Source organism: Variimorphobacter saccharofermentans (assembly GCF_014174405.1).
GTDB lineage: Bacteria > Bacillota > Clostridia > Lachnospirales > Lachnospiraceae > Mobilitalea > Mobilitalea saccharofermentans.
Genome location: NZ_JACEGA010000001.1, coordinates 3,602,861 through 3,620,971, shown reverse-complemented (window position 1 = coordinate 3,620,971; position 18,111 = coordinate 3,602,861). Strand labels below are relative to the sequence as shown.

17 protein-coding genes are annotated in these 18,111 nt (G+C 38.5%); 15 read left to right on the top strand and 2 right to left on the bottom strand.

What is annotated here, in order from left to right; genetic code table 11:
* Positions 1 to 32 precede the first annotated feature (32 nt).
* Both H0486_RS15780 and H0486_RS15775 read left to right on the top strand, forming a co-directional pair.
* Positions 33 to 1,976 carry a glycosyltransferase family 39 protein gene (locus tag H0486_RS15780; RefSeq protein ID WP_228353908.1) on the top strand — a complete coding sequence of 648 codons (1,944 nt, stop codon included), beginning with the start codon at positions 33 to 35 and terminating at the stop codon, positions 1,974 to 1,976.
* Positions 1,977 to 2,120: 144 nt separating this feature from the next.
* On the top strand, positions 2,121 to 3,749 hold the full coding sequence (locus H0486_RS15775; RefSeq protein ID WP_228353907.1) for a TlpA family protein disulfide reductase: 1,629 nt from the start codon (positions 2,121 to 2,123) through the stop codon (positions 3,747 to 3,749).
* A gap of 6 nt (positions 3,750 to 3,755) precedes the next feature.
* Here H0486_RS15775 and H0486_RS15770 read toward each other — a convergent pair whose 3' ends face one another.
* Complete coding sequence (locus H0486_RS15770) at positions 3,756 to 4,349, bottom strand: hypothetical protein (protein ID WP_228353906.1); 594 nt, start codon at positions 4,347 to 4,349, stop codon at positions 3,756 to 3,758.
* Between the two features lie 288 nt (positions 4,350 to 4,637).
* Between H0486_RS15770 and spoIIID the strand changes: the two genes are divergently transcribed.
* The 8 genes from spoIIID to H0486_RS15730 all read left to right on the top strand — a co-directional run bounded on the left by spoIIID (position 4,638) and on the right by H0486_RS15730 (position 12,106).
* Positions 4,638 to 4,907, top strand: a complete 270-nt coding sequence (gene spoIIID / locus H0486_RS15765) for a sporulation transcriptional regulator SpoIIID (RefSeq protein WP_228353905.1) — start codon at positions 4,638 to 4,640, stop codon at positions 4,905 to 4,907.
* Positions 4,908 to 5,264: 357 nt separating this feature from the next.
* Positions 5,265 to 6,584 (top strand): electron transport complex subunit RsxC, encoded by a 1,320-nt coding sequence (gene rsxC, locus H0486_RS15760; RefSeq protein ID WP_228353904.1) that lies wholly within the window; start codon positions 5,265 to 5,267, stop codon positions 6,582 to 6,584.
* A gap of 27 nt (positions 6,585 to 6,611) precedes the next feature.
* The gene (locus H0486_RS15755) at positions 6,612 to 7,601 is read left to right on the top strand and encodes an RnfABCDGE type electron transport complex subunit D (protein WP_228353903.1); all 990 of its coding nucleotides are present in this window, start codon (positions 6,612 to 6,614) and stop codon (positions 7,599 to 7,601) included.
* Positions 7,591 to 8,241 carry an FMN-binding protein gene (locus H0486_RS15750; RefSeq protein WP_228353902.1) on the top strand — a complete coding sequence of 217 codons (651 nt, stop codon included), beginning with the start codon at positions 7,591 to 7,593 and terminating at the stop codon, positions 8,239 to 8,241. Before H0486_RS15755 ends, H0486_RS15750 begins: the two co-directional genes overlap by 11 nt.
* Complete coding sequence (gene rsxE / locus H0486_RS15745) at positions 8,234 to 9,004, top strand: electron transport complex subunit RsxE (protein ID WP_228353901.1); 771 nt, start codon at positions 8,234 to 8,236, stop codon at positions 9,002 to 9,004. Before H0486_RS15750 ends, rsxE begins: the two co-directional genes overlap by 8 nt.
* A 5-nt stretch (positions 9,005 to 9,009) precedes the next feature.
* The gene (gene rsxA, locus H0486_RS15740) at positions 9,010 to 9,585 is read left to right on the top strand and encodes an electron transport complex subunit RsxA (protein WP_228354459.1); all 576 of its coding nucleotides are present in this window, start codon (positions 9,010 to 9,012) and stop codon (positions 9,583 to 9,585) included.
* A 60-nt stretch (positions 9,586 to 9,645) separates the two neighbouring features.
* The gene (locus H0486_RS15735; protein WP_228354458.1) at positions 9,646 to 10,467 is read left to right on the top strand and encodes an RnfABCDGE type electron transport complex subunit B; all 822 of its coding nucleotides are present in this window, start codon (positions 9,646 to 9,648) and stop codon (positions 10,465 to 10,467) included.
* Between the two features lie 361 nt (positions 10,468 to 10,828).
* A complete protein-coding gene (locus H0486_RS15730; protein ID WP_228353900.1) occupies positions 10,829 to 12,106 on the top strand; it encodes a hypothetical protein in 1,278 nt (425 codons plus the stop codon).
* Here the strand turns inward: H0486_RS15730 and H0486_RS18475 are convergent.
* Positions 12,097 to 13,359, bottom strand: coding sequence for a helix-turn-helix domain-containing protein (locus tag H0486_RS18475; protein ID WP_228353899.1), 1,263 nt, complete (start codon positions 13,357 to 13,359; stop codon positions 12,097 to 12,099). The genes H0486_RS15730 and H0486_RS18475 overlap by 10 nt on opposite strands.
* A gap of 316 nt (positions 13,360 to 13,675) precedes the next feature.
* Between H0486_RS18475 and H0486_RS15720 the strand changes: the two genes are divergently transcribed.
* From H0486_RS15720 to rplK, 5 genes are all read left to right on the top strand, one after another.
* Positions 13,676 to 15,970 carry a S8 family serine peptidase gene (locus H0486_RS15720; protein ID WP_228353898.1) on the top strand — a complete coding sequence of 765 codons (2,295 nt, stop codon included), beginning with the start codon at positions 13,676 to 13,678 and terminating at the stop codon, positions 15,968 to 15,970.
* A gap of 460 nt (positions 15,971 to 16,430) precedes the next feature.
* The gene (gene rpmG / locus H0486_RS15715; protein WP_228353897.1) at positions 16,431 to 16,580 is read left to right on the top strand and encodes a 50S ribosomal protein L33; all 150 of its coding nucleotides are present in this window, start codon (positions 16,431 to 16,433) and stop codon (positions 16,578 to 16,580) included.
* A 25-nt stretch (positions 16,581 to 16,605) separates the two neighbouring features.
* Positions 16,606 to 16,815 carry a preprotein translocase subunit SecE gene (gene secE, locus H0486_RS15710; protein ID WP_330594558.1) on the top strand — a complete coding sequence of 70 codons (210 nt, stop codon included), beginning with the start codon at positions 16,606 to 16,608 and terminating at the stop codon, positions 16,813 to 16,815.
* A 10-nt stretch (positions 16,816 to 16,825) separates the two neighbouring features.
* Complete coding sequence (nusG, locus tag H0486_RS15705) at positions 16,826 to 17,347, top strand: transcription termination/antitermination protein NusG (protein WP_228353896.1); 522 nt, start codon at positions 16,826 to 16,828, stop codon at positions 17,345 to 17,347.
* Positions 17,348 to 17,531: 184 nt separating this feature from the next.
* Positions 17,532 to 17,957, top strand: coding sequence for a 50S ribosomal protein L11 (rplK, locus tag H0486_RS15700; protein ID WP_228353895.1), 426 nt, complete (start codon positions 17,532 to 17,534; stop codon positions 17,955 to 17,957).
* Positions 17,958 to 18,111: the final 154 nt, after the last annotated feature.

Sequence of the window (18,111 nt, the reverse complement as noted above, 5' to 3'; positions counted from 1 at the left end):
AGAATAGGAAGAGAGATTTTTAGAGGTACGTTATGAATTTGAAAAAGAACTGGTTTACTAATCTGGCGGGGTATCTATATCTGGCGGCTACAGCATTAATATTAATATTTGGAGTAACTCAATTTGCAGAAGAGAGAAAATATCCTTACTTAACACAGATAATACTTGTTATAGGTTTCTTTGTGGTGCTTATGGGAATTAACATGATTTGTTATCTGATAACCAGACCTCGGTTTGTGATATGGATCGCACGGTTTCGTAAAGCTTCTCCCTGGATAGAAGCCGTATTGGTTATCTTGATTTTGACTATTGGTTTAATTCTGAGGATTAAGTTTATAAAAAGTTATCCTGTTGATATGGAATCGGATTATAAGTTTTACTATGATGTAGCCAGGTTGATAAAAAACGGTACTCTGCTAACAGAGTCCAATAACGAATATATTGCGTTATTTCCACATACCATCGGCTATGCCTATGTACTATCCAGGGTGATTGCAGTATTCGGTACGACACCGGAAGTGTGCCTTTATTTTAATGCGGTGCTTTCTGTCCTTACTGCATTATTTTGCTATGGGATTGGGAAAAAGGCAGTCGGAAGTTCTGCTGGGATTGTAGCGCTTATTTTAGCCTGCTTCTGGCCGTCTCAGATTATATTCAGCAATATAAATGGAGCAGAAGCCGTATTTACCTTCTGTTTGTATGGCGCTGCCTATCTTTTCGTATTTACTATGAAGAAATACAATGGAACGAATGCAAGGGCAATATGGCCAATTCTTCTTCACTTTCTGGTGGGAATCGTATTGGGATTAGCATCCGCAATACGTCCCATGTCGCTGGTATTTTTATTAGCCATTGCATTTTGCCTCATATTTTTAAATGATAAATTAGTCTATAAAAAAAATATTAACGAGCTCCCCTTTGCAAAGATTTTTTTGTCGAAGGGCTGGATGAGAATCGGAGTTTTGCTGGCGGGATACTTATTGTGTGGTCAGATTGTAACGGCAAATATATCCCAGGCAATTCAAAAGAATATTGCTAGTTCTGGAGCAATGGGCTATAGCCTAATGGTAGGTCTGGATAGAGAACATGATGGCGGCTATAGTGAAAAGAGCATGAATTTATTGTATAATACTTATTATGAAACAGAATCAGCCGATGAAGTAAATCAGATATGCATGGATATCGCGATGGAATCAGTTAAGGCAGATCCCATGGGTACGGTTGAACTGCTTGCCAAGAAATTCTTCTTGGTTTGGGCGAATGATGATTATGCAACAACAACCAATGTGGTAACCATGAATAATCAAGGATTACTTACTCGACAAAGAGCAGAGATCTTTGAGCAATTATCCGATATGAATAATGTTTATTACTTACTTGTTGTATTCTTATCCGGAGTAGGAGTATATTTTCTCTTGCGAAAGGATAATAATACGCAGATATTTTCTGTATTTTTTATTGGAGCAATTGTACTTCATATGTTGGTAGAGATGCAGAACCGATACCACTATTATCTCCTTCAGAATTTTACAATTCTTGCATCGGCAGGAGTGGGATTGTTATTACAAAGCTATCTTGATAAGTCAAAATGTCGAATAGAGGAATTACAGGCAACGAAAGATAAGTTGGAAAAGATAGTACCTGAAGTTGGTATACCGGTAGGATCAGAGTCTGAGACTGTATTAAAAACGATGGAAAACAACCAAGAGATGAAGCAGAATACAGACCAAAATTCAATTAGGAAGGAAGAACTGAAGTATAACCAGAAGGTTAAAAAGCAGGTTAACCAGGAAGCAAAGAAGGAAAAGAAAAGCAAATCTCTTCTTAATACGATCGATGTGTTGAAAGCGATTGAAGATGGTCATATCATTATAACAGCTACGAAGGCTTATGAAGACAGACTGCAGGATAAAGGGAATAGAGAACAGGGGACAAACAGTAAGGTAACAGATACAAGCAAGCAAAAAAAGAAATGAACAGAGAGATGAAACAAGGGCAGAAGAACAGAAGGGTCAGGAGCAGAATGAGTATCAGAAGGTCAAGATACAGAAGGTAGAAGATCGGAAGCTATAGGATACGATAGTTAATAACAGGTTATAGGAATTCAGAAAGGAAAGAGTATGAAATTTTCATCGTTAAGCAAAGCAGAAAAGATATGTATTATCGGAATAGGTATCCTCTTTTTGGTGTTCATATTATGTATCCCGCTATTGCTTTGGAAGGGTGAACCCAGACAAAATAACAAGCAGGAGCAACTACCGACGATAGAAGATGATTCCGATTCATTAGAAGATGAATTAGACCGTTATCCCGATCAAATACAGCTTAACGAGCACATGCCTGATTTGCTTTTCTATGATGAAACGGGTATGGAGGTAAACTTATCAAGTTGGAAAGGGAAAAATATTCTTATCCTTTTTTGGGCCAGCTGGTGTAAATACTGCAAGGAGGAGATGGAGAACCTTCAGGAATATTCCGAGCTTCTTATGAAATATGAAAATGTGGAGATTATTCTTTTGAATAAGCTTGACGGAGAAAAAGAAACCAGGGAAAACGCACTGGAATATCTTAATGACAATAAGATATCGATACCGACTTATTTTGATGAGAACTTAACAGTTTATAACAAACTGGGGATTAAAATAGTACCCACCTTAATCGGAATTAACGAAGAGGGTGTTCTTAAGGTATGCAAACCAGGTCTAATCGGCGGAAGCGAAGATATGGCTGCACTTATAGAATATGTGATGTATGGCGGTTCCTATCAGACGGAGAAATTTATTACGGAACAACTAACCTCGAAGGAGGGCGGGGTTCATGTGAATTATCTTGATTCGAATAAGGAATCACCCTCTGGCTTTGATGTATTAAGTGAGTCGCAGGGTGTTATGATGGAATATGCTGTTCTAAAGAATAACCGGGAGTTATTTGAACGCTATTATCAATATGTCACAGACTATATGCTGATATCGGATTCCCTTGTGAGCTGGATGGTGACAGAGGATGGACCAGCTAAGGTAAATGCTTTATTAGATGATCTTCGTATTTATCGAGCCTTAAATTATGCTAACCAGTTATGGGGAGGGTACGAGGAAGATTTAGCTCGTTGGGAGAAAAGCATTATCCGGTATAATATAAGTAATCATAAATACGTTGATTATTATGATTTTAAATCAAAAAGGAAGGCAAATCGTTTTACACTATGTTATGCGGATTTTGAAGCCATGAGTATGTTGAAGCAGGCAAATTCCAAGTATTCAAAAGCATATGATAATGCATACCAGATAGTAATAAACGGGTATATCAATAATGAGTTTCCCTTCTATTATAGTTGGTATGATTATAGGAAGAAAAAATATATGCCGGATGATCTGAATATGGCAGAAACCATGTATACCCTGCTTCATTTAGCTAGAATTGGAGAACTAAAAAGTGAAACAGTAGACTGGCTGGAGAAGGCGCTGGATGAGAACGGAGTGAAAGCCAGATATACGATAAGCGGAGAAGTGGTAGATGAATATGAATATGAATCAACCGCAATCTATGCGTTAATCGCAATGATTGGTGATACCATAGGAAATCAGACTCTTAAAACAAAAGCGATTGCACGTATGGAATTTATACGTGTAAACAATAAGAATGTAACCTGGAACGGAGCGTTTAGTCATTTGGATGGATCGGATATCTATTCCTTTGATCAGTGTATTCCGTTGTTAATGTACGCTACGATAGAAGAAGTGAAGAAGTAGCAGGAACTATAATCCGGCTACTTCTTCGCTTACAGTAAGAATATTGCATTCGTATTTTTCAATGGCTTTCTGCATAGCAAAGCTGATGATGTGTTTCAATTTTTCGGTACGCGTTAATGATAACGGGTTATTAATTATGATAGGGGTTTGACGATTCGTGTGTTCCTCCTGTAGCGTGTTTTTATCTCCTGGCACGGTGCTATCTTCTGTGGCATTGGAGAAAGGGATCGAAGCCCATGTCCGTGACGGAAGTATCAAAGGGATTTTACCCGTGGCGAGTTTTCTATTTCCAATATTAATCTGATATTCCAACTGACTATTTTCATACACATGATCATAATCCACAGTAAGAGCATCGGTTTCTTCATCAGAATCGTTCCATTGGCCATTCCTGTTATAGGAGGTTTCTGCGGAAAGCAATTTCTCACGTACAAAGCGACCGCTGAAGGACATATATTCATTCAAGAAATCCTCGAAGCCTTTCCCGGCGGTTTCTATATCAAAATTGTCATTAGAATGGCTACTACTCAGACTCTCTTGAAATCGATGTAGTAGCTTTCCGTTACCATCTGAAATATTTATCTCAATATTAAATATCATATTTTCACCTACAATTTCCTGATACTACAATTATCGGTAGAAGATGCATATTACTGAAGTAAAGAAAACGATATTAATAAAGATGTAAGAATATTAATACGAATATTACATCCCACTGCATAAATCAGGCTTTTTAACCATCTAATCAATAATGGAAATTAAGACAAATTCAATTTTTACACTTGCATGTTATTCAAAGTACTACGGTTGCTTTCCCCTGCATACAATGTAACAACAACGATAATAAGGGGGAATGCGTTCTGTCCGGAAGGTTAGAGCGCAGACACTATGAAAGGCTATATAGAGGAACGGGCGGTAGAAATCGCTAATTATATCATCGATAATAATGCGACAGTGAGGCAGACCGCGAAGCAGTTCGGTATATCGAAATCGACCGTACATAAAGACGTGACAGAACGTCTTGCGCAAATTAACCCCTCCCTCGCAGAGAAAGCGCGGGTAGTCTTGGACCTCAACAAGTCAGAGCGCCATATCAGAGGCGGTCTGGCCACAAAGGAAAAATACCTCCACAAATCGAGATACAATCAGGCTTATTAATTTTCGTTTTATAAGGTGATGGAAAAGGGCGTGCTGTAAATCTAACAATAGTTAGTATGCATACGCCCTTTTCCTGTTGTGATTAATCAAGATCGAAAGATCGGATCGGTTTTTGCTCTATCATAGATCCCTCATGAACTTTATTAAAATCATAGATGGTAATGCTAAAATAGTATTAATTATCAATAAATCATAATAAGATTGTTATTAAAATAACAAATATGTTATTAAAATAACAATTGTGTAAATTTTTAAGACATTATGTTATAATTTATAAGGCGCGCTTAAAGTGCATAATCTTGTTTTTATTTAATCAAGAAAACATAAATAATACGAAAAGAAAGAAGGACATGGTATATGGGTAAGTCAACGTTTCCGGGTGGAATTCATACCTATGATGGTAAGAATTTGTCGAAAGACAAACCCACTAGAGTGCTTTTGCCAAAGGGTAATCTGGTATTCCCTTTAGTTCAGCATATCGGTGCTCCTGCGAAGCCAATTGTGGCTAAGGGGGACAAGGTTTTGGTTGGTCAGAAGATTGCCGAAGCCGGAGGTTTTATTTCCGCTAATATTATTAGTTCTGTATCCGGAACAGTAAAAGAAATTGAAAAGAGGCTCACAGTCCAAGGGAACATGGTAGAATCAATCGTTATTGAAAATGACAATGAATACCAGACCATAGAAGGCTTTGGAAAAGAAAGAGATTATACAAAGCTTACCAAGGATGAGATTCGAAATATCGTAAAAGAAGCAGGTATAGTAGGTTTGGGTGGAGCAGGATTTCCTACACATGTTAAGCTGACCCCGAAGGATGATAGTAAAATTGACTATGTTATCGTGAACGGTGCAGAATGCGAACCTTATCTGACATCGGATTATCGTATGATGCTTGAAGAGCCTGAGGCTATTATTGGTGGACTAAAGATCATGCTTCAGCTTTTTGAGAAAGCAAAAGGAATTATAGCCGTTGAAGATAACAAACCGGATGCGATTCAGAAGCTTCGGGAGTTAACTGCAAAGGAGTCAAGGATTGAGGTTCGCTCCTTAAAAACAAAATATCCGCAGGGTGGTGAGCGGCAATTAGTATATGCGGTAACTGGACGAAAGCTGAATTCAAAGAAGCTTCCTTCCGATGTTGGTTGTGTGGTTGACAATGTGGATACGGTTATCTCAATCTATATGGCAGTGGCGAGAAGCACTCCATTAATAAGAAGAATTGTTACTGTGACTGGTGATGCAGTGAAAACCCCACAAAATTTTAATGTTGCCATTGGAATTGATTATGGGGAATTAATTGAGGCTGCTGGTGGTTTTATAGAGCGTCCCGAAAAAATAATTTCTGGTGGACCGATGATGGGTACAGCCATATATTCTACGAATGTACCAGTAACTAAGATCACCTCGGCTATAACCGCATTTTTACACGACCAGGCGGCAGTAGAAGAATCTCCGTGCATTCGATGTGGAAAATGCGTACAGAAATGTCCGTTGCAATTAATGCCATATCAATTAGCTGCATTAAGTAATCGTTCTGACGAAGAAGGCTTTACAAAGTTGGATGGTTTAGAATGCTGTGGTTGTGGGTGTTGTTCCTATGTATGCCCGGCAAAGAGAAGCTTATCTCAGTCGATTATGCATATGAGAAGTGTAGTTATGGCTAAGAAAAAGAAGGCGTAAATCCAACATGAGAAAGAGGTGTAAACGTTGAGCGATTTGTTTCATGTGTCGGCTGCTCCTCATACACGGAGCCCGATCACAACTAAAAATATTATGCAGGATGTGGCCATTGCATTGCTTCCTGCGGGAGTATTCGGTGTATATTATTTTGGTATCAATGCTTTAACTGTAATTGTAGTTACGGTATTAGCGTGTGTTTTAACAGAATATTTATACTGCAAATTTATGAAAAAATCTTCTACCGTAGGAGATTATAGCGCAGTTGTTACAGGTTTATTGCTGGCATACAATTTACCTGCAAGCTTTCCATTATGGATGGCCGTTGTTGGTGGAGTGTTTGCCATTCTGATTGTCAAAATGTTATTTGGCGGATTAGGCCAGAACTTTATGAATCCAGCCCTTGCGGCACGTGCATTTCTGCTAATCAGCTTTCCCGTAAGAATGACCAGTTTTGCTGTCGAAAAAATCAGTTCACCTGGAATGTTTGATTTTATAAAAAACGGTGCACTTTCAGTGGATGGTGTGTCCGGAGCTACCCCCTTGGCAGCATTAAAAGCCGGTGAGACTGTAGATTTGGCTAAAATGTTCTTCGGAAATACTGGTGGTACCATTGGTGAGACCAGTGCACTGGCAATCATAATCGGCGCTGCTTATCTAGTTATTAAAAAGGTAATTTCTCTTAGAATACCGCTTACTTATATTATTTCCCTGGCAGTATTTGTACTGATATTTGGTGAGTTCGATCTAACCTTCTTATTAGGTCATATTCTGGGTGGAGGTCTTCTTCTGGGTGCTTTCTTTATGGCAACAGATTATGTTACAAGTCCAATTACTCCTGTCGGACAAATTGTGTTTGGTATTTGCCTTGGTCTGCTAACCGGATTATTCCGACTGCAGGGCGGTAGTGCAGAAGGGGTATCATATGCGATTATCTTCTGTAATTTATTGGTTCCGCTGATTGAAAAGGTTACAGGACAAAAATCCTTTGGAAAGGAGCGTGCTGTCAGTGGAAAGTAAAGCAATTAAGAAAAAGTCAACACTACTGAAAGATGCGTTAGCTCTCTTTCTGATCACCTTAATATCGGGCTTGTCATTAAGCTATATATATGAAGTGACGAAAGCTCCCATTGAGGAACAGAAATTACTGAAAAAGCAAAAAGCAAATCAAGCTGTATTTTTAGAAGCCGAGACCTTTGAAGAAGATGAGGAACTGGAAAGTCTTGCGGCGAATACGGACCTGACAAGCTTGAATGCGAAATATAAAGGGATAACCATTGATGAAATTAATAAAGCCTATAACAGTAATGGAGAACTCCTTGGTTATGATATAACAGTATCAACCACACAGGGTTATAAGGATGTTATTACTATCGTAATAGGATATTCATTGGATGGTACAATCGAAGGAATGCAGATGCTGGCACTCAACGAAACAGCTGGTCTGGGCATGAGGGCTTCTGATCCGGACTTCATCTCTCAATTCACAGGAAAACAAGTGGAGCAGTTTGAAAGAACCAAGACCGGTGCTACTGCTGAGAACCAGATTGATGCACTCAGTGGTGCCACAATTACTACCGATGCGGTAGTAAATGCGGTAAATGCAGGCATCAGCTTTGTTAAGACATATGCAGAACTAGGAGGTGGACAAAATGAATAAATATGTAGAACGTATTTATAATGGTATTGTGAAAGAAAATCCGACCTTTATCATTATGTTAGGTATGTGTCCAACCTTAGCGGTGACTACTTCAGGAAATAACGGTTTATATATGGGATTAACAACAACGGTAGTATTAGCTGCTTCTAACCTTTTAATATCCGCACTTAGGAAAGCAATACCGGATAAGGTTCGAATTCCTGCTTACATTGTTATCGTAGCATCCCTTGTTACAATAGTGCAGCTGTTATTGGAAGCTTATCTTCCGGCTGTTAACGAGTTATTAGGAATCTATATTCCGCTTATCGTAGTTAACTGTATCATTTTAGGCAGAGCGGAAGCTTATGCGGCGAAGAACTCTATTGGATTATCTCTATTTGATGGAATTGGAATGGGACTTGGATTTTCCGTTGCATTAACAATCATCGGATCCTTCCGTGAGTTATTGGGTGCTGGAACAATCTTTGGTTTCAGGATTACACCGGAATCCTTAGAACCGATCTCGATTTTCATATTGGCTCCCGGTGCTCTTTTTACCTTGGCAATCTTAACTGCGCTACAGAATAAGCTTAAGCTGCCTTCCGCTACTAACGGAACAGCAAAGAATAACATAGGTTGTGGCGGCGATTGCTCCCATTGCGGCGGGAATATCTGTACTGAGAATCGTGATAGTTTTACTGCAAAGGATGAAATTGCATCAGGGAAAGCAGTGAATAAAGCGACTGTAGTAGATCAAACGAAGAAACAGGAAAAGGAGGATTGATGTCGATGAAAGAGCTTCTTATGATTATTATTGGTTCTGCTCTCGTAAATAATGTAGTACTAAGTCAATTCCTCGGTCTGTGTCCGTTCCTTGGTGTATCCAAGAAAACAAACACGGCAGCAGGTATGGGTGCAGCAGTTATCTTTGTTATGACCATATCATCTGCATTATGTAGTCTGATCTATAAGTACATTTTACTTAAGCTGGATATGGGATACTTGCAGACAATCGTATTCATCCTGGTTATTGCATGCCTGGTTCAATTTGTAGAATTGGTGTTAAAGAAATACAGTCGTGCGCTTTATAGTGCACTCGGAGTATATCTTCCATTGATTACTACAAACTGTGCAGTACTTGGTGTGGCAATTATTAATGTTAATGAAGATTATGGTATTCTATCCAGTATAATCAATGGTTTTGGAACTGCTGCAGGATTTACCATTGCAATAATCATTATGGCTGGTATCCGTGAAAAGATTGAGTATAATGATATAACAAAGTCTTTCCAGGGTTCCCCGATTGTTCTGATTACTGCCGGACTGATGGCAATGGCTTTCTTTGGCTTTGCCGGTCTGATATAGAAAGGGAGGATTGCTATGTTAATATATAATTTATTGTCAGCAGGATACATCCTTCCAAATATGATAGGAGCTGTTGGTGCAGTAAGCCTTCAAGGAGTGGGTATTGCTACTGTGGTCGTAGGAGCGACAGGATTATTCATTGGATTATTTCTTGGCTTTGCAGCGAAGAAATTCGAGGTGGAAATCGATGAAAGAGAAGTTAAGGTAAGAGAACTGTTGCCCGGTGCTAACTGTGGCGGATGTGGATATCCTGGTTGTGACGGTTTAGCAAATGCTATTGCAGAGGGAAAAGCCCCGGTGAATGCGTGCCCTGTAGCGAATTCCGATGCACATAAAGCGATTGCAGAGGTCATGGGAACGGTAGCAGAAGAGACTGAAAAAACAGTAGCATATGTAAAATGCTCTGGAACCTGTGATAAGACAGAAGTAAAATATGAATACTACGGAGTTATGGATTGTAAGAAAGCGGCACTTGTTCCTGGAAAAGGAAATAAAAAATGCAGTTATGGCTGTATGGGCTTTGGATCCTGTGTTAAGGTATGTGCTTTTGATGCAATTCATATCGTGAATGGCATTGCAGTAGTTGATAAAGAAAAATGCAGCGGATGTAGTAAATGTACTGCGGAATGTCCAAATAAGCTGATTGACATGGTTCCTGTAAAGGCAAAGCATCTTGTAGCCTGCGGATCAAATGATAAAGGCAAGGATGTAAAGGCAGCCTGCTCTGCGGGATGCATTGGATGTAAGCTTTGTGTGAAAGCTTGTGAATTTGATGCGATTCATGTAGAGAATAACCTGGCACTCATTGACTACAGTAAATGTACGAACTGTGGAAAATGTGCAGCAGTTTGTCCTGTTAAGGTAATACAGGTCGAGAAATAATGAATTAATATATCCTGAAACAGGGTATGCATAAACGAATAGAGCTTATATGGATTGGTTATATGAACAGACCTCCCGATCATTAGATATGATCTAACTTACGGAAACGGTTCATACACAATCCGATAAGCTCTATTTATATATTGTAGAATAATGCTAAAAATTGTTACATATGCCTAAAATAGGTCATAGAAGGATGAAAATACCCGCCTATATTCCCACTTGAATATCTATCCAAAATGATTTAATATGGAATTATAGTATTAATCATAATAGGGTTATTGTAGCTTAAATTAAACTCAAGTTTGATAGATGAATAAACAATTATACATAAATAGAATTTCATGGGAGGAGGGGTGATATGATTCATGCATATAATTATATGTTGCCAGGCTTACCATCAAGGCGGAATATCAGATATTCGGTAAGTAATCGCAACGAACTGAAAAAGGTCTATGACCGTATTGTGAATCTTAGTATGAAAACACCCTTCTATAAGGTGAATCTATCTCGTGAAAATCAGGAATATACCATTGGAGTAAAGGAAGCGGCAACTGATCTTAAATTGAAGCTTAAAGGGATACAGGATGAGGAGTATGACGGCTTCAACAGTAAAACGGTAGAGATATCTGATAAAAGGGTAGTAGATGCCAAGCTTTTAGTTGATAATCCGAAAGATTTTCCAGAGGAAGTAACGATTAAGGTAAAATCATTAGCTAGTGTGCAAATTAATCGGGGTAGGGATCTTTTCTTGAGCGCTTATGGTTTACCGATTGGGGAATATCAGTTCACGGCAAAGGTTAAGGATCAAAGCTATCAGTTAAAATATATACAGCAGGAGAAAAAGAGTAATAAGGATGTATTAAAGAGCATGGCGGATTATCTAAACCACTTTGTGCCGGGAATTCATGCCATGGTAGAAAGCGGTGCTTCCGCTGAATATTCGCATCTGGCAATTGTTGCAGACCAGAATGGACGATTTGGTGAGAAAACATTTTCATTCGAAGCATATCCGATTATGAAAGAAGGAATTATCGATTTTTTTGATATGAATCGGATGGAACAGGCTCCTTCCTTTGCACAATTTGAAGTGAATGGGGTTGAAAAGCAGACCGCAACCAATGTATTCACATTGGAAAATACCTTGCAAATATCACTTCTGGATAAGTCACCGCAGCCTGTTACATTAAGGATTGTTGCAGATGGAGATAAAATACTATCCGAACTGCAGCCAGTTTTGAATACCTGCAATATTTTAATAGAGCTTGCTACAAATCGAACCATGACAAACGAAGAACATTATCGTGCAGAAAGGTTAATTAGTGAAATAAAGAGTCTGGAAGAAGATTATCAAGAGGAATTAGAAGCCTGTGGCTTGAAGGTGTCAGAAAACGGAGCTTTGACACTGGATGATACACTTTCTGTTCAAGCAGCAAAGGATGGAGGGTTAGAGAGCTTATTCACAAGAGAAAACGGATTTATTGCCAGGTTGTTGGAGAAGGCTGAAACCATAGCAATCAATCCGCTGGAGTATGTTGAAAAAATTGTGATTACTTATCCGAATACGGAGAAAAATTCCTACCGCAATCCTTATATTACATCAATGTATAGTGGATTATTTTTTAATTCCTATTGTTGATATATGACGGATCTGGATTTTATATATTCGCTGGGTGTGATGCCAATACGCTTTTTGAATATTCGGCTAAAGTAATTGGGATCCTTATATCCTACCATAAAGCATACTTCTTTCACTGTTAAATTGGAGTTGGTCAACAACTCCTTTGCTTTTTTTACTCTCAAGGTGGAAAGCCAGTCAATGAAATTGAAGCCGGTTGTTTTCTTGATGAGTTTGCTGAAATATTGCGGACTCATATTAACCTGCATAGCGGCATCTTCCAGTGATATGTCATCTGTATAATGAGCTTCCAGGTATTCTTTTGTTGCCTGTACAATATGATTGGAGTAATCAATGGAACTTTGGGACTTTACATAGCTGCTAATGTAAATAAAGCATTGGAATGCAAATTCAATAATCTTGTCCCCTTTCAACGCCATAAAATCCTCTACATAGGAAGAATAATTGATATACTTTGCTTCATGCGTGTTATCCATCTGTACGGCATGGTTAGCAAGAACCAGCAGTTCAAATATTTTATTCCGCTTCACTTGATCATTAAAGGGTCGCAGCCAGTCCATTATAATTCTAAAATAATCGTAAGCTTCTGTCTTTCGAAGGCGCAATGCTTCCAAGAGTCGTTTCTCGGATTCAGCGTAATCAAAATCCTGATTATCAAAATAGGGGGTAATATCTGTATAATGAAGTACTCCCTCTGGCTTAACGTAATAAAGACAGGTTAGGACTTCAACGAAGGAAGGGTAACTGGAGTAGATACTTCTCAAGGAACTAATTCCGATGGAAGCTTTTATATGGAACTCATTATTTATTTCTGAAATAAGCCTGTTACAGATATTGATACTTTCCTCCTTTTGTTGATCGGGAGGAAGAATTGTCTTATGAGTGATTAGTATGCTAATACGATTATTGATCAGCGGTCCAACCAGATTATTACTATTCTTCAGTATATTCTTAATAAAATGATGAAGATAAAATTCATCATTAAAAAAATCACTGGCATCTAATTTGTTTAAATCCGTAAATTCCATTAACAACAGGTATCCATAGTCCTCAAATTTCAGAAGCTTTTGTATGATAGTCATTTCATGTGCTGAACATCCACGAAAAAAGAGAGAAAAAATAAAGTTCCTCTCAAGAATAGCATGATAATCACCGAATGAAGCATTATGCCTTGAAATTAATAAATCCATATGTAATTCATCCCAAAAATCTTTTTGAGAAACCGAATTGTTAGGATTGATTGTACTATTCACAACGACACCTCCTTTTATGGTTTGGAATATTATACCATTGGGTGGTTACCTATATTATATCATAATATTATGACCTTTGCACTAGAAGATTGTGGATAAATGTAAAAAAATGTATAACTTTTTTATAAATCCCCTCTTAATTAATTCTAAAATATGTATAGTTTGCCACAGAAATGCCAATTGTCTGTACTACCATAGTCTATAAGGTATAGAGTGGGACGAAGCTATATTTTAAGGATAGGGATAGGATATTTATCATTATTTTATATTAAAATTGTGAACAAATTATGGAAATTGGTTCAAATTGAGGATGGGCTTGAGAAAGAAAATGAGATATCGATTAAAGAGAAATATAATATGGATCTTAATCATTGCAGCATCATTTATTATGTTAAGAAGCAGTGATCATAATGAGAAAAATATCGAGTCCCATACAACGGATGAGATCATAGTACTCTTTGAAAAAGCCATGATAGAGGAGAATATTCATGAGCTACTATCACCTTATAAGAATGAGGTTGTGATTGAGCGTCATATAGATGACTATGCTCTCATAAAGGTCTATAACTCTTCGATCTTTACAGAACTTATGACATATCTTAATGACCAGCCGGAAGTACAGCTGGCCCAGGAGAATATTCGAATTAGCACACTGGGTTTCACTAATGATACTTATATTGATACACAATGGGCTATTGACAATACTGGCTCCTATACGTATATCACTGATACAGGAGAACGAAAGAAAAAATCAGTTGAGGGAATTGACCTGGATGTTGTAGAAGCATGGAAATTACTTAAAAAGTCAAAAAAACCGAAACGAGAGGTAGTCGTTGCTATTATTGATACCGGAATTGATTTCACACATCCGGATTTGGCTGAGAACATGTGGATAAATCGCGGCGAAATTGACGGAGACGGAATTGATAATGATCACAATGGATATATTGATGATGTCTATGGATGGGATTTTTATAATGATGATGCCAGTGTCTGCCATTATAAATATTCCGAGAAATATGACGGGTACCTGGCCGATCCTATGGATAATGATAATCATGGTACCCATGTTGCAGGAATCATTGCAGCAGTTGTAGATAATGACATTGGTATAGCTGGTGTAGCTTCTAATATAGATATTAAAGTAATGGCACTGAAAATTAATGGAGGCGATAATGGTTCCGGAAATATGTCATCCGCTATTGAGGCTGTGAAATACGCTACAATGATGGGTGCAGATATTTGTAATCTGAGCTGGGGAACCACTCAGAAGGCGAATGCGCTTGAGAAGGTGATGCGGGAATCGGATATGCTGTTTATTGCAGCAGCAGGAAATACTGGCGACAATAATAATGAAATACCGATTTATCCAGCAAACTTTGATATGAATAACTTGATTTCGGTAACATTTATAAACTCCTCAGGAGAGCTGACAGGACTATCTAATTATGGAAGCAAAACAGTGGATATTGCTGCACCTGGACAGGATATCTATAGCACGATTGTAGGAAGCTATGCAACAATGACCGGTTCCTCCATGGCTACCCCGCATGTATCTGCTATTGCAGCGATGCTATATGCATGTGAAGAGAATATTTACCCATCCGGAGTAAGAAAGCTGATGATCAATTCATTGAAACCCCTTCCTAAGCTAGATGGAGAAGTAAAGTATGCAGGAATTCCAAGTGCCTATCAGGTACTATCCGAATCAGGAACTCTACCAAGGGATGAAGGATCTCCAGTAATGTCATTTACAACCCAGTATAGTAAAGATAGGATGGATGTTCGAATCAATGTGGAGGACGCGGGGGGCTCTGGTCTCAGAGTGGTTAAATGGAGTTATGGTGAAAAGAATGTAGAAGATTTTTATAGAGGAACAGTAGGAAGCGGAGTGGAAAAGAGTACTATCAGTGTTGCAAAAGCAGGCGTATATACTTTTTACGCATCTGACTATGCCGGCAATGAAACAGTCCAAACATATCTGGTAGATCAGGATAAAACACCGCCAAAAATAAAAGCATCGTATACTGTGGCAGGAAATTATAAATCCCGGACAGTGACGGTTAAGGTAACAGACGATCAAAGTGGTATCAAACGCGTGAAGTATATGTCGGGTACAAGAAAGGCTGAGGAGTTTCTACCTGCAGGCGCAGGAACATTGCTCGTATTAAAGAATGGTAAAGCCAGCTTTCAGATTAAGAAGGATGGAACGTATACTTTATTTGCCATAGACAATCGTGGAAACATGACAACAAAGCTAATTAAGGTGGAGACGGTTAAGGCGTATAACCTTAAGCTTGGAAGAGTGTCAAAAAGCTTAAAGGTAGGGGATCTGTATCAACTAAGAACCTATATAAAGCCTACAAATACTACCGATAAGATAACCTTTGCCAGTTCTAATAAAAAAATAGCAACCGTCGATGAAAATGGAATGGTGAGTGCCCTGGCACCCGGGAAGGCAACGATTACAGCCAAAACCTCAAGTGGGATTAAAGCAACCTGTGTTATTACTATAGAAGAAATAGTGAAAGAGGCTATAAAGGAAGAAGAACAAACCGATTCTCAAACGAATTCTTCCGATGATACCGTGACTCCCGCTCCGAAAGAATAAAAAGTCGTACATGCGCTAAGTATCTGATGAGCGAGATGTTACATAATATAATGACAGGGACGATGACTTACCATAATACACTGTCAGAAGAGCATTTTGCTGTTCATAATGAATCAGGAGAATATTTTTGTTCTCTTTAGACATACAAAATCAGTAAAATGCTCTTTTGTCTGTGCGTGAGGTAAGCCATAGTTCACAAGTATATATTATGCAACAGCTCTTGAGGAACTCTATAAGCGAGCTTTGTTCGATGCAACCTACCAGGAAGATTTGAAGAACGTGAGTCTTGACTGTGGTAGGAAAATATGCTTTAATTAGGACTGTAAAAAAATGATTGACGTAAATTAATCCATATGATATAGTAAGAAAGCAAAGAAATAGGGCTTTTTTTTTATGCCTAAAAAAGCCTAAAGTAAAGCTAGGCAAGTAAGCGCTGCAAAAGAAATCGGAGGTGGAAGTTGTGCGCGTAAAGATCACATTGGCATGTACTGATTGCAAACAACGCAATTACGACATGACAAAAGATAAGAAAACACATCCAGACAGAATGGAAACAAAGAAGTATTGTAAGTTTTGCAGAACCCACACAATGCACAAGGAAACGAAATAATTATATCTGAAAGGAAAGTGAAGACATGGGAGAGATGGCTAATACTACTGATAAGGCTCCAAAGAAAAGCTGGTTCAAAAACCTGAAGGCTGAGTTCAAGAAGATCGTATGGCCTGACAAAGATACTCTTACAAAACAGTCAATCGCTGTCATTGCTGTAACTATTGTCTTAGGTGCAATTATTTACGTACTTGATTATGCAATTGAACGCGGCATTGGAATCTTATTAGGATAAGGGTGAGGATATGTCAGAAGCTAATTGGTACGTTGTTCACACCTATTCAGGGTATGAGAACAAAGTAAAAGCGAACATCGAGAAAACAATTGAAAGTCTAAAGCTTCAAGAGCAGATTTTGGAAGTGTCTGTTCCGATGCAGGACGTGATTGAAGTAAAAAATGGTGTTAAGAAGCGTGTTCAAAAGAAAATGTTTCCGGGTTATGTATTACTTCATATGGTTATGAATGATGATGTATGGTATGTAGTACGTAATACAAGAGGTGTAACAGGCTTTGTTGGTCCGGATTCAAAACAACCGGTTCCTTTATCTGACGAAGAGATGCGCAGTATGGGAATTAGAAACGATGAGGTTACAGTTGATTTTGAAATTGGTGATACCGTTACGGTAACTTCCGGAGTTTGGGAGAATACGACAGGTATTATCAGACAGATCAATACTCATAAGCAGATTGTAACAATCAGCGTGGATATGTTTGGACGTGAAACACCAGTAGAGATTGGTTTCGGTGATATAAAGGTTCGCAATTAATTCATCACAAATGAATTTATCATATGCGATTTCGAGACAAGTTCAATCGTCTTTGGATGAATGCATAGTCATCCCAAATTCATCTTGTATTGGATATCCGTGCATGCATTAAACTGTAACTTACAGTTCGTTACGTGGGAGGGAAATTCCCGCAAACACCACATTTATCAGGAGGTATGCTATAATGGCAAAGAAAGTATCAGGTTATATTAAATTACAGATTCCAGCTGGTAAGGCGACTCCGGCTCCCCCGGTAGGTCCCGCACTTGGTCAGCATGGTGTAAACATTGTACAATTTACCAAGGAATTTAACGCAAGAACAGCAGATCAGGACGGATTAATTATTCCGGTTGTAATTACTGTTTATGCAGACAGAAGCTTCAGCTTCATTACTAAGACTCCGCCGGCAGCAGTTTTACTTAAGAAGGCTCTTAACTTGAAATCCGGTTCTGCTGCACCGAATAAAACAAAGGTAGCAAAGATATCAAAAGCAGAACTCAGAAAAATAGCAGAATTAAAAATGCCCGATTTAAATGCAGCTAGTGTTGAAGCGGCTATGAGCATGATCGCAGGAACCGCTAGAAGTATGGGTATTACTGTAGAAGACTAATAAGAATGCAACAGCAGGGTTGAAAGAGATCCTGCGATTGAGAATCTAATAACGTGGGAGGATATGCCAACGCATCCAATGCGGTTTACAGTAACGAAAAGCATAAGCTGACATGGTTTTCTGGAACCGAAATGTGTTGTTTGGCAGGAAAATC

Excerpts from the sequence above, each read along its gene's own strand:
- H0486_RS15735 (WP_228354458.1), top strand. The coding sequence starts at position 9,646 with ATGATAGGAGCTGTTGGTGCAGTAAGCCTTCAAGGAGTGGGTATTGCT.
- H0486_RS15770 (WP_228353906.1), bottom strand. The coding sequence starts at position 4,349 with ATGATATTTAATATTGAGATAAATATTTCAGATGGTAACGGAAAGCTA.
- H0486_RS15775 (WP_228353907.1), top strand. The coding sequence starts at position 2,121 with ATGAAATTTTCATCGTTAAGCAAAGCAGAAAAGATATGTATTATCGGA.
- H0486_RS15780 (WP_228353908.1), top strand. The coding sequence starts at position 33 with ATGAATTTGAAAAAGAACTGGTTTACTAATCTGGCGGGGTATCTATAT.
- rsxE (WP_228353901.1), top strand. The coding sequence starts at position 8,234 with ATGAATAAATATGTAGAACGTATTTATAATGGTATTGTGAAAGAAAAT.
- secE (WP_330594558.1), top strand. The coding sequence starts at position 16,606 with ATGGGAGAGATGGCTAATACTACTGATAAGGCTCCAAAGAAAAGCTGG.
- rsxA (WP_228354459.1), top strand. The coding sequence starts at position 9,010 with ATGAAAGAGCTTCTTATGATTATTATTGGTTCTGCTCTCGTAAATAAT.
- rsxC (WP_228353904.1), top strand. The coding sequence starts at position 5,265 with ATGGGTAAGTCAACGTTTCCGGGTGGAATTCATACCTATGATGGTAAG.
- nusG (WP_228353896.1), top strand. The coding sequence starts at position 16,826 with ATGTCAGAAGCTAATTGGTACGTTGTTCACACCTATTCAGGGTATGAG.
- rplK (WP_228353895.1), top strand. The coding sequence starts at position 17,532 with ATGGCAAAGAAAGTATCAGGTTATATTAAATTACAGATTCCAGCTGGT.
- spoIIID (WP_228353905.1), top strand. The coding sequence starts at position 4,638 with ATGAAAGGCTATATAGAGGAACGGGCGGTAGAAATCGCTAATTATATC.
- H0486_RS15730 (WP_228353900.1), top strand. The coding sequence starts at position 10,829 with ATGATTCATGCATATAATTATATGTTGCCAGGCTTACCATCAAGGCGG.